Annotated in this window: 14 protein-coding genes; 10 read left to right on the forward strand and 4 right to left on the reverse strand. The window is 43.7% G+C overall.

Going from position 1 to position 13,621, the window contains the following annotated elements:
* The first annotated feature begins 3 nt into the window (after nucleotides 1-3).
* Nucleotides 4-783, forward strand: a complete 780-nt coding sequence (gene hda / locus HBL79_RS08300; protein ID WP_199735581.1) for a DnaA inactivator Hda — start codon at nucleotides 4-6, stop codon at nucleotides 781-783.
* Between the two features lie 217 nt (nucleotides 784-1,000).
* Here hda and leuD read toward each other — a convergent pair whose 3' ends face one another.
* The 4 genes from leuD to leuA all read right to left on the reverse strand — a co-directional run bounded on the left by leuD (nucleotide 1,001) and on the right by leuA (nucleotide 6,051).
* Entirely contained in the window at nucleotides 1,001-1,603 is a 603-nt protein-coding gene (gene leuD / locus HBL79_RS08305) for a 3-isopropylmalate dehydratase small subunit (protein ID WP_035685460.1), read from the reverse strand.
* Between the two features lie 9 nt (nucleotides 1,604-1,612).
* Nucleotides 1,613-3,025 carry a 3-isopropylmalate dehydratase large subunit gene (leuC, locus tag HBL79_RS08310; protein ID WP_035685463.1) on the reverse strand — a complete coding sequence of 471 codons (1,413 nt, stop codon included), beginning with the start codon at nucleotides 3,023-3,025 and terminating at the stop codon, nucleotides 1,613-1,615.
* Nucleotides 3,026-3,409: 384 nt separating this feature from the next.
* Nucleotides 3,410-4,486 (reverse strand): 3-isopropylmalate dehydrogenase, encoded by a 1,077-nt coding sequence (leuB, locus tag HBL79_RS08315; protein ID WP_035685465.1) that lies wholly within the window; start codon nucleotides 4,484-4,486, stop codon nucleotides 3,410-3,412.
* Nucleotides 4,487-4,497: 11 nt separating this feature from the next.
* Entirely contained in the window at nucleotides 4,498-6,051 is a 1,554-nt protein-coding gene (gene leuA / locus HBL79_RS08320) for a 2-isopropylmalate synthase (RefSeq protein WP_035685467.1), read from the reverse strand.
* 525 nt (nucleotides 6,052-6,576) lie between these two features.
* Here leuA and ccmA point away from each other — a divergent pair.
* The 9 genes from ccmA to ccmI all read left to right on the forward strand — a co-directional run bounded on the left by ccmA (nucleotide 6,577) and on the right by ccmI (nucleotide 13,435).
* A complete protein-coding gene (ccmA, locus tag HBL79_RS08325; RefSeq protein WP_035685469.1) occupies nucleotides 6,577-7,224 on the forward strand; it encodes a cytochrome c biogenesis heme-transporting ATPase CcmA in 648 nt (215 codons plus the stop codon).
* Nucleotides 7,225-7,269: 45 nt separating this feature from the next.
* Entirely contained in the window at nucleotides 7,270-7,935 is a 666-nt protein-coding gene (gene ccmB / locus HBL79_RS08330; protein WP_035685472.1) for a heme exporter protein CcmB, read from the forward strand.
* Nucleotides 7,936-7,977: 42 nt separating this feature from the next.
* The gene (locus HBL79_RS08335; protein WP_035685474.1) at nucleotides 7,978-8,715 is read left to right on the forward strand and encodes a heme ABC transporter permease; all 738 of its coding nucleotides are present in this window, start codon (nucleotides 7,978-7,980) and stop codon (nucleotides 8,713-8,715) included.
* A gap of 108 nt (nucleotides 8,716-8,823) precedes the next feature.
* Nucleotides 8,824-9,021 carry a heme exporter protein CcmD gene (ccmD, locus tag HBL79_RS08340; RefSeq protein ID WP_035685476.1) on the forward strand — a complete coding sequence of 66 codons (198 nt, stop codon included), beginning with the start codon at nucleotides 8,824-8,826 and terminating at the stop codon, nucleotides 9,019-9,021.
* The gene (gene ccmE / locus HBL79_RS08345; protein WP_017805099.1) at nucleotides 9,018-9,536 is read left to right on the forward strand and encodes a cytochrome c maturation protein CcmE; all 519 of its coding nucleotides are present in this window, start codon (nucleotides 9,018-9,020) and stop codon (nucleotides 9,534-9,536) included. Before ccmD ends, ccmE begins: the two co-directional genes overlap by 4 nt.
* Nucleotides 9,533-11,491, forward strand: a complete 1,959-nt coding sequence (locus tag HBL79_RS08350; RefSeq protein ID WP_035685479.1) for a heme lyase CcmF/NrfE family subunit — start codon at nucleotides 9,533-9,535, stop codon at nucleotides 11,489-11,491. The genes ccmE and HBL79_RS08350 overlap by 4 nt, the downstream gene beginning before the upstream one ends.
* 10 nt (nucleotides 11,492-11,501) lie before the next feature.
* Entirely contained in the window at nucleotides 11,502-12,047 is a 546-nt protein-coding gene (locus tag HBL79_RS08355) for a DsbE family thiol:disulfide interchange protein (protein WP_017805101.1), read from the forward strand.
* Entirely contained in the window at nucleotides 12,047-12,538 is a 492-nt protein-coding gene (locus HBL79_RS08360) for a cytochrome c-type biogenesis protein (RefSeq protein WP_017805102.1), read from the forward strand. Before HBL79_RS08355 ends, HBL79_RS08360 begins: the two co-directional genes overlap by 1 nt.
* A 3-nt stretch (nucleotides 12,539-12,541) precedes the next feature.
* Entirely contained in the window at nucleotides 12,542-13,435 is an 894-nt protein-coding gene (gene ccmI, locus HBL79_RS08365) for a c-type cytochrome biogenesis protein CcmI (RefSeq protein ID WP_035685482.1), read from the forward strand.
* Nucleotides 13,436-13,621 lie beyond the last annotated feature (186 nt).

The raw sequence follows: 13,621 nt of genomic DNA on the forward strand, positions 1-13,621 counted from the left end.
TCAATGCAGAAAATAGGGGTAGGCTTTATTTATCCCTATTTTTTTTGTATATTCTTACCGCACTTTAATTTACGAACACATTGGTTATTAGATTTGCAGTTACCGCTTCCCATTCATCAAATTGATGAAGAAACCTTAGACAATTTTTATGCCGACAATAATTTATTGTTGCTCGATTCCTTGCATAAAAATTTTGCCGAGTTAAAGCAGCAATTTTTCTATGTTTGGGGTGCGGAAAGTAGCGGCAAAACCCACCTTTTGAAAGCCTGTTCCAATGCCTTTTTAGAACAACAACGGCTTTCTATTTATGTGCCGTTGAGCAAATCGCAATATTTTTCTCCTGCTGTGTTAGAGAATTTGGAGCAGCAAGATTTAGTCTGCCTAGACGATATTCAAGCCGTGATCGGGAATGATGAATGGGAACTGGCGATTTTTGATTTAATCAATCGAATGCGAGAACAAGGGCAGGGGATTTTGTTAATTAGTGCGAACCAATCGCCGAATGCCTTAGCAGTGAAACTGCCTGATTTAGCCTCCCGCTTATCTTGGGGAGAGAGCTATCAATTACTGCCCCTAGGCGATGAACAAAAAATCCAAGTGCTACAACAAAAGGCTTATTCTCGTGGCATTGAGTTGCCAGAAGAAACGGCGAATTTTCTTCTTAAACGCCTCGATCGTGATATGCACACTTTATTTCAAGTACTAGCTGATTTAGATAAGGCGTCCTTGCAAGCACAACGAAAACTCACAATCCCTTTTGTGAAAGAAATTTTACAGCTCTAAATTATTTAATCTTTAAAGATAATAAAGCAAATTATTATGTTCTACAGCGTGTAATGCTATCATCCAAAAACTTATCGTTCTTTAATTTCGAAAAACACATTTCGCTACATTACATATTTCCCATATTATCCTCAATTCATTATCATATATTTAACTTACACAATCCCACGAACAGGAGAAAACAAGCTAGCATAAAATAATGCTAGCTTAGATTTAATTAACGTAAGAACGCGGGAATATTTTTCTCATATTCCGCAATGGCGTTTTCGTGTTGCAGGGTGAGGCCGATGTTGTCTAAGCCGTTTAATAGGCAGTGGCGGCGGAATTCATCTAGTTCAAAGGGATAGACTTTTTCGCCTACGGTTACGGTCATTTTTTCTAAGTCCACATCAATGGTCGCACCTTGATTTACCCACACCCATTGGAAGATTTCTTCGATTTCTTCTTCGCTTAAACGGATTGGTAACATATGGTTGTTTAAGCTGTTGTTATAGAAAATATCTGCAAAACTTGGTGCAATCATCACTTTGAAACCATAATCTGCCAATGCCCAAGGGGCGTGTTCGCGAGATGATCCGCAGCCTAAATTTTTACGCGCCAGCAAAATGCTCGTCCCTTGATATTGTGGGAAGTTGAGTACAAATTCAGGATTGGGCTGTTTGCCCTCTGCATCAAGATAACGCCATTCGTGGAATAAATGCTTGCCAAAGCCAACACGCGTGATGGCTTGTAAAAATTGTTTTGGAATAATGGCATCGGTATCCACATTTGCCACATCTAATGGCACAACAATGCCTGAATGCTGTTTAAAGCCTGCCATAATTTCTCCTTAATATAATTCCACTTGGCGAATATCAACAAATTTACCAAACATCGCTGCCGCCGCAGCCATTGCTGGGCTGACAAGATGAGTGCGGCCATTACGCCCTTGGCGACCTTCAAAGTTACGGTTGCTGGTGGAAGCACAACGTTCCCATTCGCCTAATTGGTCATCATTCATTCCTAAACACATTGAACAACCGGGGTTACGCCATTCAGCACCCGCTTCAATAAAGATTTTATCTAAGCCCTCTTTTTCAGCCTGTTCTTTCACAAGACCCGATCCCGGAACGACTAACACGCGTTTTACGTTATCAGCAACTTTACGCCCTTTCATCACCGCGGCAGCAGCGCGCAAGTCTTCAATACGCGAGTTAGTGCAAGAGCCGATAAAGACTTGATCAATAGGGATTTGAGTTAAATCTGCATTCGGTTCTAACCCAATATAAGCCAAGGCTTTTTCGGCAGAGGCGCGTACTACAGGATCATTCATTTCTGCGGGATTTGGCACGGTTTGATCAATGCCGATCACTTGCCCTGGGTTTGTTCCCCAAGTTACCTGTGGTGAAATATCTTTCGCGTCTAATACGATCACTGTGTCAAATTCTGCACCCTCATCGGTTTTCAAGGTTTTCCAATAAGCCACCGCATCGTCCCAATCTTTGCCTTTCGGGGCATAAGGACGGCCTTTCAAGTATTCAAAAGTCGTTTCGTCTGGTGCGATTAATCCCGCTTTTGCACCAAGTTCAATGGCCATATTGCAAACGGTCATTCTTCCCTCCATAGAAAGATCACGAATGGCTTCACCGCAAAATTCTACAACGTGTCCTGTACCACCTGCCATTGTGGTTTTGCCGATAATGGCAAGCACAATGTCTTTTGCCGTAATTCCCGGGGCGACTTTGCCACGCACTTCAATTTTCATATTTTTAGCACGGCTTTGTTTTAAGGTTTGGGTGGCAAGAACGTGTTCCACTTCTGATGTACCAATCCCAAATGCTAATGCGCCAAATGCGCCGTGCGTTGCAGTATGAGAATCCCCGCAGACGATAGTCATTCCCGGTAAGGTTAAACCTTGCTCTGGCCCCATAACGTGAACGATACCTTGTTGCTTGGTGTTCATATCGAACAATTCAATCCCTGTATTGGCACAGTTTTTGGCAAGTTCTAATACTTGGATTTTGGCTTGTCCCTCTAATTTATTCACATCACGCACTTGTGTTGAAATGCTGTGATCCATTGTGCCGAAAGTTTTACCCACTTGGCGCACTTGGCGATTGGCGACACGCAATCCGTCAAAGGCTTGCGGGCTGGTTACTTCGTGAATTAAATGGCGATTGATGTATAAAATCGGCGTTTCGCCTTCTGATTCGTAAACGATGTGAGCATCAAATAATTTGTCGTATAGGGTTTTTTTAGTCATTTTATTATCTCTTGTTTAGAATCTCCCCCTAACCCCCTCTTTATTAAAGAGGGGGGATCTCGTGAGAGATTTCATCATCAGTTTCTCTTATTTATCCCTTATTGATAGAAAATAACTAAGCTATTTCACTTATCAATTCCCCCTTTTTATCAAAGAGGGGGGATCTCGTGAGAGATTTCATTATCAGTTTCTCTTATTTATCCCTTATTGATAAAAAATAACTAAGCTCTTTCACTTATCAATTCCCCCTCTTTAATAAAGAGGGGGCTAGGGGGAGATTTCATCATCAATTTCTCTTATTTATCCCTTATTGATAGAAAGTAACTAAGCTATTTCACTTATCAATTCCCCCTCTTTGATAAAGAGGTGGCTAGGGGGAGATTTTTAAATCTCAGCCACAATAAGATCACCCATTTCTTCTGTTGAAACAGGCGCACTTTTATCTGCAAGATCTGCGGTGCGGTAGCCATTTTCTAGCACTTTTTTCACCGCACTTTCTATTGCGGTGGCGGCGTCATTGAGATCAAAGCTATAACGCAACATCATTGCGGCGGAAAGGATTTGTGCGATTGGGTTGGCGATGCCTTTGCCGGCGATGTCAGGGGCTGAGCCGCCTGCGGGTTCGTATAAACCGAAGCCTTGTTCATTTAGACTGGCGGAAGGAAGCATTCCCATTGATCCTGTGATCATTGCACATTCATCAGAAATAATGTCGCCGAAAATATTTGAGCAGAGCAATACATCAAAAAATTCAGGTTGTTTGATTAATTGCATTGTGGCGTTATCAATATAGATATGATCCAATTTCACTTCAGGATAGTCTTTCGCCACTTCTTCCACCACATCACGCCATAGGGTAGAGCTGATCAACACGTTGGCTTTATCTACTGAAGTAACGTGTTTAGTGCGTTTCATTGCGGTTTCAAAGGCCACTTTGGCGATACGCTCAATTTCATAGCGGTGATAGATTTCCGTATCATAGGCTTTTTCGTTTTTTCCTTCGCCCTCACGCCCTTTAGGCTGACCGAAATAGATCCCGCCGGTTAATTCACGCACCGTTACCATATCAAAGCCTTTCGCTGCAATATCCGCGCGCAATGGGCAGAATTTTTCTAGGCCTTTGTATAGGGTTGCAGGGCGTAAGTTGCAGAATAGGGCAAAGTGTTTACGCAACGGTAATAATGCGCCGCGTTCAGGTTGTTGATTTGGCGGTAAGTTTTCCCATTTAGGCCCTCCCACTGAACCAAATAAAATTGCATCGCTTTCTTCGCAGCCTTTTAAAGTTTCTGCTGGCAATGGCGTGCCGTGTTTATCAATGGCGATACCGCCCACATCAAAATGGCGAAAGTTAAGCTGAAAGCCGTATTTTTGCTGTACAGCATCAAGCACTTTTATGGCTTCAGCCATAATTTCTGGGCCAATGCCATCGCCACTTAATACGGCGACATTATAATTTTTCATCACATCACTCCTTAATTGATTGCATTTTTGCTTAATTTTAAATTTTCTACTTTATGCGAGCGGTAGATCGCATTAATGGCGTGGATAAGCGCTCGCGCTGAAGATTCCACAATATCCGTAGCCAAGCCCACACCGTGGAAACGGCGTCCTTTATGTTCCACCACAATATCCACTTGCCCGAGCGCTTCAGCCCCTTCCCCTTTCGCGGTTAAGTTATAGTTCAACATTTTTAAATCAATGTTGGTGATTTTCAAGATAGCATTAAACACTGCGTCCACAGGGCCATTACCGCCGCTGGATACTTGGCTTAATTTCTCACCGTCTAGCTCCACTTGCACAAAGGCGGAAGCAGGCAAATGGCTGATCATTTGTGACGTAATCACGTCCAAGGTTAAGCGATCTTCATCGCCTTGTTGCATATCAATAAAGGCAAGGGCTTCTAAGTCATAATCGAACACTTGGCCTTTTTTATCGGCAAGTTTTAAGAACGCTTCGTATAATTTATCCAAATCATATTCGTTCTCTTGATAACCCATTGAATCCATATGATTTTTTACCGCTGCGCGGCCAGAGCGGGCAGTCAAATTCAATTTTTCTTTCTTCAAGCCAATGGTTTCTGGCGACATAATTTCATAGGTATTTTTATTTTTCACCATACCGTCTTGGTGAATACCCGAAGAATGGGCGAAAGCATTCGATCCAACAATGGCTTTATTTGGCTGAATTGGCATATTGCATAATTGGCTAACCATTTGGCTGACGCGGTGGATTTCTTGCGTATTAATGCGCGTATCCACGCCAAACAAGGCTTGACGTGTTTTAATCGCCATCACCACTTCTTCCAACGCAGTATTACCTGCACGCTCACCGATGCCATTTACCGTACATTCAATTTGTCGCGCGCCATTTTGTACCGCAGTTAATGAATTTGCTGTCGCCATACCCAAATCGTTGTGGCAATGCACAGAAATCACCGCTTTATCAATATTCGGCACACGGTTCATTACATTGGCGATAATATTGCCATATTCCATCGGCAAGCAATAACCCACGGTATCAGGAATATTCACGGTGGTTGCCCCCGCATTAATCGCCGCTTCTACAATACGGCAAATATTATCAATCCCCGTTCGCCCTGCGTCCTCGCAAGAAAACTCCACATCATCGGTATAGCGTCTGGCACGTTTCACCGCGTTGATCGCCATTTCTACCACATCGTCAAAAGTGCGGCGTAATTTGGCTTCAACGTGCAAGGCGGAGGTGGCGATAAAAGTATGAATACGAAAGGCTTCAGCCACTTTCAAGGCTTCCGCAGCCACATCAATGTCTTTATCCACCGCACGAGATAAGGCACAAACGCGACTATTTTTAATGTTTTCTGCAATGGTTCGGACAGATTCAAAATCCCCCGCTGAAGATACAGGGAAGCCCACTTCCATCACATCAACGCCAAGACGCTCAAGGGCAAGTGCGATTTGTAATTTTTCTTTTACTGTCAAACTGGCTTTCAATGCCTGCTCGCCATCGCGTAATGTGGTGTCAAAGATAATCACTTGATCTGTCATAATTTATCCTTTCGTTAATTTGAAATAAAAAAAGCCCGACTATAAAGTGCGGGCAAAATTTGGGAAACTGTTACATTTCGTGTTTTTCATCCACAAGCTAGCCGCACAAAAAATGTGAGAGGAGCAGGTGGAGTGAGAGTAAAACACGAATAAACATAAAACATAATCCTTCTTAAAAACGCTGTTTATCTTACCTGTTAAAAATGTACTGTCAAATACTTTTTTAGCATTTTATGCCTAATTAAACGATTGCTGAAAGATTTAAAAAGCAGAAAAATTTGAATTTTTTATTATAGTTAGTGTTTTGTTCTTTATTGGTAAAAAATGGTATTTTTTTATACCGCACTTTTCGTAAAATTCCTGTTATAAAATTTATTCTTATGCGTAAAATAAAAGAGGTTTTTGCGTTAAATCAATAATCGCCGCAAATACTTCTAAAGTAGTATGATTTCTTGGGTTAATCGTTACGCTTCATTCGCGGCTTTATGGTAAAATTCGGGAATTTTCGGCACGGAGTGGATTTTTATGTCAATAATCAATCAATTACAACTCAAAGAAATCACTTGTCAGCGGGGGGATAAAACCTTATTTACGGATTTATCTCACTCTTGGCAAAGTGGTGATTTTGTGCAGATTGAGGGGCATAATGGCATCGGCAAAACCAGTTTATTACGAATTTTAGTGGGTTTAGCTTCACCGCTTGTGGGGCAGGTGTGTTGGAATGGTGAGCCTATCACCCAATGCCGTGAAGAATATGATTATCAGCTATTGTATTTGGGACATCAGGCGGGCATTAAACCTGAGCTAACCGCGTGGGAAAATTTGCAGTTTTATCAAGCCATTAGCCAATGTCAGCAAGGCGATGAGGCATTATGGCAGGCGTTAGAGAAAGTGGGATTAATTGGGCGTGAGGACATTGTTGCAGGGCAACTTTCCGCAGGGCAGCAACGACGCATCGCCCTTGCTCGTTTATGGCTGTCGCAAGCACCACTATGGATTTTAGACGAGCCTTTCACTGCCATTGATAAAAAAGGCGTGGGCGTTTTAACCCAACTGTTTGAACGGCACGTTGCCAATGGGGGAATGGTGATTTTAACCAGCCATCAGGAAATCCCAAGCCAAGCCTTGCAACGCCTTGATTTAGAAAAATACAAAGCCAACGCAGCCGAGTAGAACAACAGTGCGATAAAAATGCGGTAGAAAAATAGAGTAGTTTTTATGAGAATATTTAGCCAAATCATCAAACGAGAACTTCGCATTGCAATGCGAAAACAAACGGAAATTCTTAACCCGTTATGGTTCTTTTTGATTATCATTACCCTGTTTCCGCTGGTTATCGGGCCTGAGCCAAAATTGCTCGCGGAAATTGCCCCAGGGGTGGCTTGGGTGGCAGCCTTGCTTTCTGCTTTGCTGTCTTTTGAACGCCTGTTTCGTGATGATTTTATTGATGGTTCGTTGGAGCAATTAATGCTCAGCTCGCAGCCTTTAGCCCTTACCGCATTGGCGAAAGTGGTGGCTCACTGGCTTTTAACGGGCTTTCCGCTGATTTTGCTTTCACCCATTGCGGCATTATTGCTTTCTTTGGATAGCCATATTTGGTGGGCGTTGGTGCTAACCTTGTTGATTGGCACGCCAATTTTAAGCTGTCTTGGGGCGATTGGGGTAGCTTTAACGGTGGGGTTACGCAAAGGGGGCGTGTTGCTGAGTTTGCTCGTGCTGCCTTTGTTTATCCCCGTGCTGATTTTTTCTGCTTCCGTGCTAGAAGCCGCCGAGTTAGCCCTTCCTTACAACGGACAGTTGGCGATTTTAGGTGCAATGTTATGTGCGGCTTTAACCCTCTCGCCTTTTGCGATTGCGGCGGCATTACGCATTAGTATTGAATAATATTGAAGGATTTTTAATTTATTTTTAAAGGAAAACAATCTTATGTGGAAATGGCTTCATCCTTATGCCAAACCAGAAACGCAGTATCATTTATGCGGTAAATTTATCCCTTGGTTTGTGCTGCTTTCAACCTTGTTAATCGGCACAGCACTGGTGTGGGGGCTGGCTTATGCCCCTGCGGATTATCAGCAAGGCAACAGCTTTCGCATTATGTATATCCATGTTCCAGCGGCGATTTGGTCAATGAGCCTTTATGTGTCAATGGCAGTGGCTGGCGTGATTGGGCTTGTGTGGCAAATTCGCCAAGCCTATCTTTCCATTATCGCAATGGCACCGATCGGCACAGTGTTTACCTTTATCGCCTTGATTACAGGGGCGATCTGGGGCAAGCCAATGTGGGGAACGTGGTGGGTGTGGGACGCACGTTTAACCGCCTCATTAATCTTATTTTTCTTATACTTAGGGGTGATTGCACTGTATTCCGCGTTCCAAGATCGCACCACGGGAATGAAAGCCGCGGCGATTTTGGCTATCGTGGGCGTGATCAACATTCCGATTATTCATTTCTCGGTGGAATGGTGGAACACCCTGCATCAAGGGGCGAGCATTACTAAATTTGAAAAGCCTTCTATCGCCACGCCGATGTTAATCCCGCTGATTTTGTCGATTTTTGGCTTTATGGCATTGAGCATTTGCTTAACCCTCGTGCGTTATCGCTTGGCATTGCTGAATGATGAGAAAAAACGCCCTTGGGTTAAAGCCCTTGTGAATGGGAAATAAATTTAGCGAAAATTAGCACCGCACTTTGAGGTTGTTTGAAATTGAGTTCGGCTGAAATAAAGTGCGGTGGTTTTTTAACGTATTTTTTGATTTTAGAAGGATAAGAAAATGTTTTTTGAATCTGTGACTGATTTTCTCAATATGGGGGGCTATGGCTTTTATGTGTGGCTATCCTACGGGTTGTCGTTTTTGGCTTTGGCTGGCTTGATTGTGCAAGGAATGTTACGCAAAAAAACGCTCATCAAAGAAATTCAGCGTGAGCAACAACGCGTGAAATATCAATCTTCACAGGGGGAAAGCCTATGAACCCAAGACGTAAATCTCGCCTTAAAATCGTGCTATTTGTGCTGTTTGGCGTGGCAGTGGCGTTTTCCCTCGTGCTTTACGCGTTGCGACAAAACATTGATTTGTTTTATACCCCAACGGAAGTGATCTACGGCAAAAATGATGATGCCGATACGAAGCCGAAAGTGGGGCAACGTATCCGCGTAGGCGGAATGGTGGTGGCTGGTACGGTGAAACGTGATGATAAAAGCCTCAAAGTGGTGTTTGATCTCAACGATATTGGGCCTGCGATCACCGTAGAATATGAAGGCATTCTGCCTGATCTATTTCGTGAAGGACAGGGGATTGTGGCACAAGGTGTGTTGAAAGCCCCGACAGTGCTAGAGGCGAGCGAAGTACTAGCGAAACACGATGAAAACTATGTGCCGCCAGAGCTGGGCGAACAAATGAAAAAGGTGCATAAACCGATGGGAATTTCGGATTTAACGGGCGAAAGCGAGCGTGATCGCCAAGAAAAACAAGAAGGTAAACAATGATCGCCGAATTAGGAAATTATGCCTTAGCACTGGGATTGGGCGTGTCGCTATTATTAGCCTTTTTCCAGCTCTATGGGGCTGAACAAAATAACCCTCAGCTAATGGCACTGGCTCGCCCAATGACCTACGGGCTGTTTTTTACCCTCAGCTTTGCCTTTGCGTGCTTGTTTTATTTATTCGCCACCAATGATTTTTCCGTGCAATATGTGGTGAATAATTCCAACACCAATTTACCGCTGGCATATCGCTTATCAGCAGTATGGGGATCGCACGAGGGATCGCTATTATTATGGATTTGGTTACTGAGCCTATGGAGTGCGGCAGTTGCCTTTTTCAGCAAACCCTTACCGCAAGAAGCGGTGGCTCGGGTGCTAGGCGTAATGGGCGTGATTACCATTGGCTTTTTAATTTTTGTTTTGTTTACTTCCAACCCTTTTGACCGTACTTTTCCTGATTTCCCTGTGGAGGGGCGTGAACTTAACCCGTTATTGCAAGATGTGGGGCTGATTTTCCACCCGCCATTGCTTTATATGGGCTATGTGGGCTTCTCGGTGGCATTTGCCTTTTCGATCGCCTCATTAATGACAGGAAAGCTCGACACCGCGTGGGCGAGATGGTCGCGTCCTTGGACAATGGCAGCCTGGATTTTCTTAACCCTCGGCATCGTGCTTGGATCTTGGTGGGCATACTACGAATTGGGCTGGGGCGGCTGGTGGTTCTGGGATCCCGTAGAAAACGCGTCCTTAATGCCTTGGCTAGCAGGCACGGCATTATTGCACTCACTCGCGGTAACGGAAAAACGTGGCTCGTTCAAAGCGTGGACGGTATTACTGGCGATTTTGGCCTTTTCGCTGTGTTTGCTCGGCACGTTCCTTGTGCGTTCAGGGATTTTAGTTTCGGTACACGCCTTTGCTTCCGATCCTACTCGTGGGCTGTATATTCTCGCCTATCTCATTGTAGTGATTGGTGGCTCACTGGCATTATATGCCTACAAAGGCAATCAAATTCGCTCACGCGATAATGCCGAACGCTATTCCCGCGAAACAATGTTGTTGCTCAATAATATTCTTTTAATGACCGCACTTTCCGTGGTGTTTTTGGGTACATTATTGCCGTTAGTGCATAAACAGCTCGGCTTGGGAAGCATTTCCATTGGTGCGCCGTTTTTCGATCAAATGTTCCTCTACATTATGATCCCTTTTGCCTTGTTACTAGGCATTGGGCCTTTAGTGAAATGGCGACGTGATCAGTTTTCTGCCATTAGAAAGCCTGTCATTATCAGCCTTGTAGTGATGATGATTGCGGGCTTTGCCTTGCCTTATTGGCTTCAAGATCGCATTACACTCACCTCAGTGCTTGGCGTGATGATGGCAGTGATTATCAGCGTGCTAGCGTTGTATGAATTGCAACAACGTGCCACCCACCGCCACCACTTTTTAGTTGGGCTGACAAAACTTTCTCGCTCTCACTGGGGAATGGTGTTGGCACATCTTGGCGTAGCGATGACTGTTTGGGGTATTGCCTTTAGCCAAAACTACAGCATTGAACGTGATGTACGAATGAACGTAGGCGACAGTATTGATATTGCAGGCTATGACTTTAAATTTCAAGGCATTAGCGATGCCAACGGGCCGAACTATCTCGGCGGCAAAGCGGAAATTGAAATCAGCAAAAACGGCAAATACGAAACCACCTTATACGCCGAAAAACGCTTTTACACCGTGAGCAAAATGTCGATGACCGAAGCCGCGATTGATTGGGGCTTTAGTCGCGATCTCTATGTCGCCTTAGGCGAAAGCCTCGGCAATGGGGCGTGGGCGTTGCGTTTATATTACAAACCGTTCATTCGCTGGATTTGGTTCGGCGGCGTATTGATGGCATTGGGCGGATTGCTCTGTATGCTCGACCGACGCTATCGTTTCAAACAACTTTTAAACAAAACTCAGGCAGAATAAGAAGGTCATAATGAAGAAAAAATATGCCATTCCGTTAATCCTTTTTTTAGTGTTGATCCTCGCTTTTTTCGTACAGTTGCAACGCAACGCTAACGGCGATGATCCAAAAGCATTGGAAAGTGCCTTGGTGGGAAAACCTGTGCCACAAGCGAACTTGCAAGATTTGTTTGAAAACAAAACGTACGATCAAAGCATTTTCCAACAAGGCAAACCCATTTTGTTGAATGTGTGGGCGACGTGGTGTCCCACTTGCTATGCGGAACATCAATATTTGAACCAGCTTCATTCGCAAGGCGTAACCATTATTGGCGTGGATTATAAAGATAAAAGCGACAAAGCGATCAAATGGCTTAAGGATCTCGGCAACCCTTATCAGCTCGTGATTAAAGACGAAAAAGGCTCGTTCGGGCTAGATCTCGGGGTTTATGGTGCGCCAGAAACCTTCATTATTGATGGCAAAGGGATCATTCATTATCGCTATGCTGGCGATGTGAATGAAAAAGTGTGGAAAACCACCTTACAGCCGATTTATCAAAAATTAATGGAACAACAATAATGCAAAAACGTGCTTATTTTCTAACCGCACTTTTCTTTTTTGCCTTGAATAGTAATGGGGCGATCGAAGTGCGAAATTTTGCCTCTGAGCAACAAGAAAAGGATTACCAATCCCTTACACAAGAATTGCGTTGCCCGCAATGTCAAAATAACAACATTGCGGATTCCAACGCCACCATTGCGGTGGATATGCGAGAAAAGGTGTATGAACTCTTGCAACAAGGGCAAAGCAAATCGCAAATTGTGGATTATATGGTGCAACGTTACGGCAATTTTGTTACCTACAACCCGCCATTGACCCCTGCCACCCTTTTCCTATGGGCGATGCCGATTGGCTTGATTTTACTGGGGATCATTTTAGTGCTACGCCGTAAGCCTAAAACGCAGGAAAAAACCAATGTGTGGGAACAAAGTGCGGTGCAAAAAAATGATGAAAATTTAACCCAAGCGGAGCAACAACGCTTGGCACAGTTGCTAAAAGATAAGGAATAAACAATGAATTTTTGGCTCGCAAGTTTGGGGATCACCTTAGTGGTAGCGGTGATTTGTTTTTATCCCTTATTATTTTCTACTCGCCAAACTCTTGATAATCATAAGCGGGATAAACTCAACAAAGCCTTTTATTTCAATCGATTAAAGGAATTGGAAAATGATGAGCAACAAGGGCTGATTGAAAATGCTGCCCCGTTACGCACGGAATTACAGCAAGCCTTATTACAAGATATTCCCGAAAACGAACCACAACAACAAGATCGCAAGCAATATGGCAAAATTTGGTTTGTATCGGGCTTCTTGACATTGGCGATTTTAGCGGGCTTGGGCTATATGAAAGCGGGGGCGTGGCAACAAGAAGCAATGATGGAAAACACCTTGCAAAAACTACCGCACTTTTATGAACGCTTAAAAGAAGAAGACAGCAAGCCGATGAGCGATCAGGAGTTGCAACAATTTGCCGTCGCCTTGCGTTTAAAATTGCAACAATCGCCGAATAATCCAGCCGATTGGTGGACGCTTGGGCAAATCGCAATGAATTTGGATAACGCCCGTTTAGCCTATGACAGTTATGCAAGAGCGGTGAAATTAGATCCTGAAAATATTGAATATCAGCTTTCCTATGCGAGAGTATTAATGTTCTCAGAAGATCAAAGCGACAAGAACAAAGGAATGGAGTTGCTGCGTGGCGTGTTACGCAAAGATCACAGCAATCTACAAGCCTTAGGCTTGTTAGCCTTTCAATATTTTGAAAATGAAGAATACAAAATGGCAGCGGTAACTTGGGCGATGATGCTACGCCTTATTCCTGAAAATGATCCACGGGTTGGCTTGCTAGAAAAAAGTATCCGTGCCGCTCGTGATGCACAAGCTGAAAAAGAAAAAAGCGAGAAATAAAATGCGGAGGCGAAGCAATGATTTTAACAGTCTTAGGTGGTCAAACCAAGCATAGCTCCTTATTAAAACAAACTTCATAAGGTGTTTATCAACTAAATAAAAGTCGATGATTTCATTCATCGACTTTTATTTGGAGCTCCTCATTGTATAGTCATTTAAGTTCAAAATAAGACTAAACAACGCACC

Origin of the sequence: Avibacterium paragallinarum (assembly GCF_011765605.1) — a bacterium.
Lineage (GTDB): Bacteria > Pseudomonadota > Gammaproteobacteria > Enterobacterales > Pasteurellaceae > Avibacterium > Avibacterium paragallinarum.

What these genes read in the sequence shown, in the direction of transcription:
- hda (WP_199735581.1), top strand. Translation starts at nt 4, where the DNA reads ATGCAGAAAATAGGGGTAGGCTTTATTTATCCCTATTTTTTTTGTATA.
- leuD (WP_035685460.1), bottom strand. Translation starts at nt 1,603, where the DNA reads ATGGCAGGCTTTAAACAGCATTCAGGCATTGTTGTGCCATTAGATGTG.
- leuC (WP_035685463.1), bottom strand. Translation starts at nt 3,025, where the DNA reads ATGACTAAAAAAACCCTATACGACAAATTATTTGATGCTCACATCGTT.
- leuB (WP_035685465.1), bottom strand. Translation starts at nt 4,486, where the DNA reads ATGAAAAATTATAATGTCGCCGTATTAAGTGGCGATGGCATTGGCCCA.
- leuA (WP_035685467.1), bottom strand. Translation starts at nt 6,051, where the DNA reads ATGACAGATCAAGTGATTATCTTTGACACCACATTACGCGATGGCGAG.
- ccmA (WP_035685469.1), top strand. Translation starts at nt 6,577, where the DNA reads ATGTCAATAATCAATCAATTACAACTCAAAGAAATCACTTGTCAGCGG.
- ccmB (WP_035685472.1), top strand. Translation starts at nt 7,270, where the DNA reads ATGAGAATATTTAGCCAAATCATCAAACGAGAACTTCGCATTGCAATG.
- HBL79_RS08335 (WP_035685474.1), top strand. Translation starts at nt 7,978, where the DNA reads ATGTGGAAATGGCTTCATCCTTATGCCAAACCAGAAACGCAGTATCAT.
- ccmD (WP_035685476.1), top strand. Translation starts at nt 8,824, where the DNA reads ATGTTTTTTGAATCTGTGACTGATTTTCTCAATATGGGGGGCTATGGC.
- ccmE (WP_017805099.1), top strand. Translation starts at nt 9,018, where the DNA reads ATGAACCCAAGACGTAAATCTCGCCTTAAAATCGTGCTATTTGTGCTG.
- HBL79_RS08350 (WP_035685479.1), top strand. Translation starts at nt 9,533, where the DNA reads ATGATCGCCGAATTAGGAAATTATGCCTTAGCACTGGGATTGGGCGTG.
- HBL79_RS08355 (WP_017805101.1), top strand. Translation starts at nt 11,502, where the DNA reads ATGAAGAAAAAATATGCCATTCCGTTAATCCTTTTTTTAGTGTTGATC.
- HBL79_RS08360 (WP_017805102.1), top strand. Translation starts at nt 12,047, where the DNA reads ATGCAAAAACGTGCTTATTTTCTAACCGCACTTTTCTTTTTTGCCTTG.
- ccmI (WP_035685482.1), top strand. Translation starts at nt 12,542, where the DNA reads ATGAATTTTTGGCTCGCAAGTTTGGGGATCACCTTAGTGGTAGCGGTG.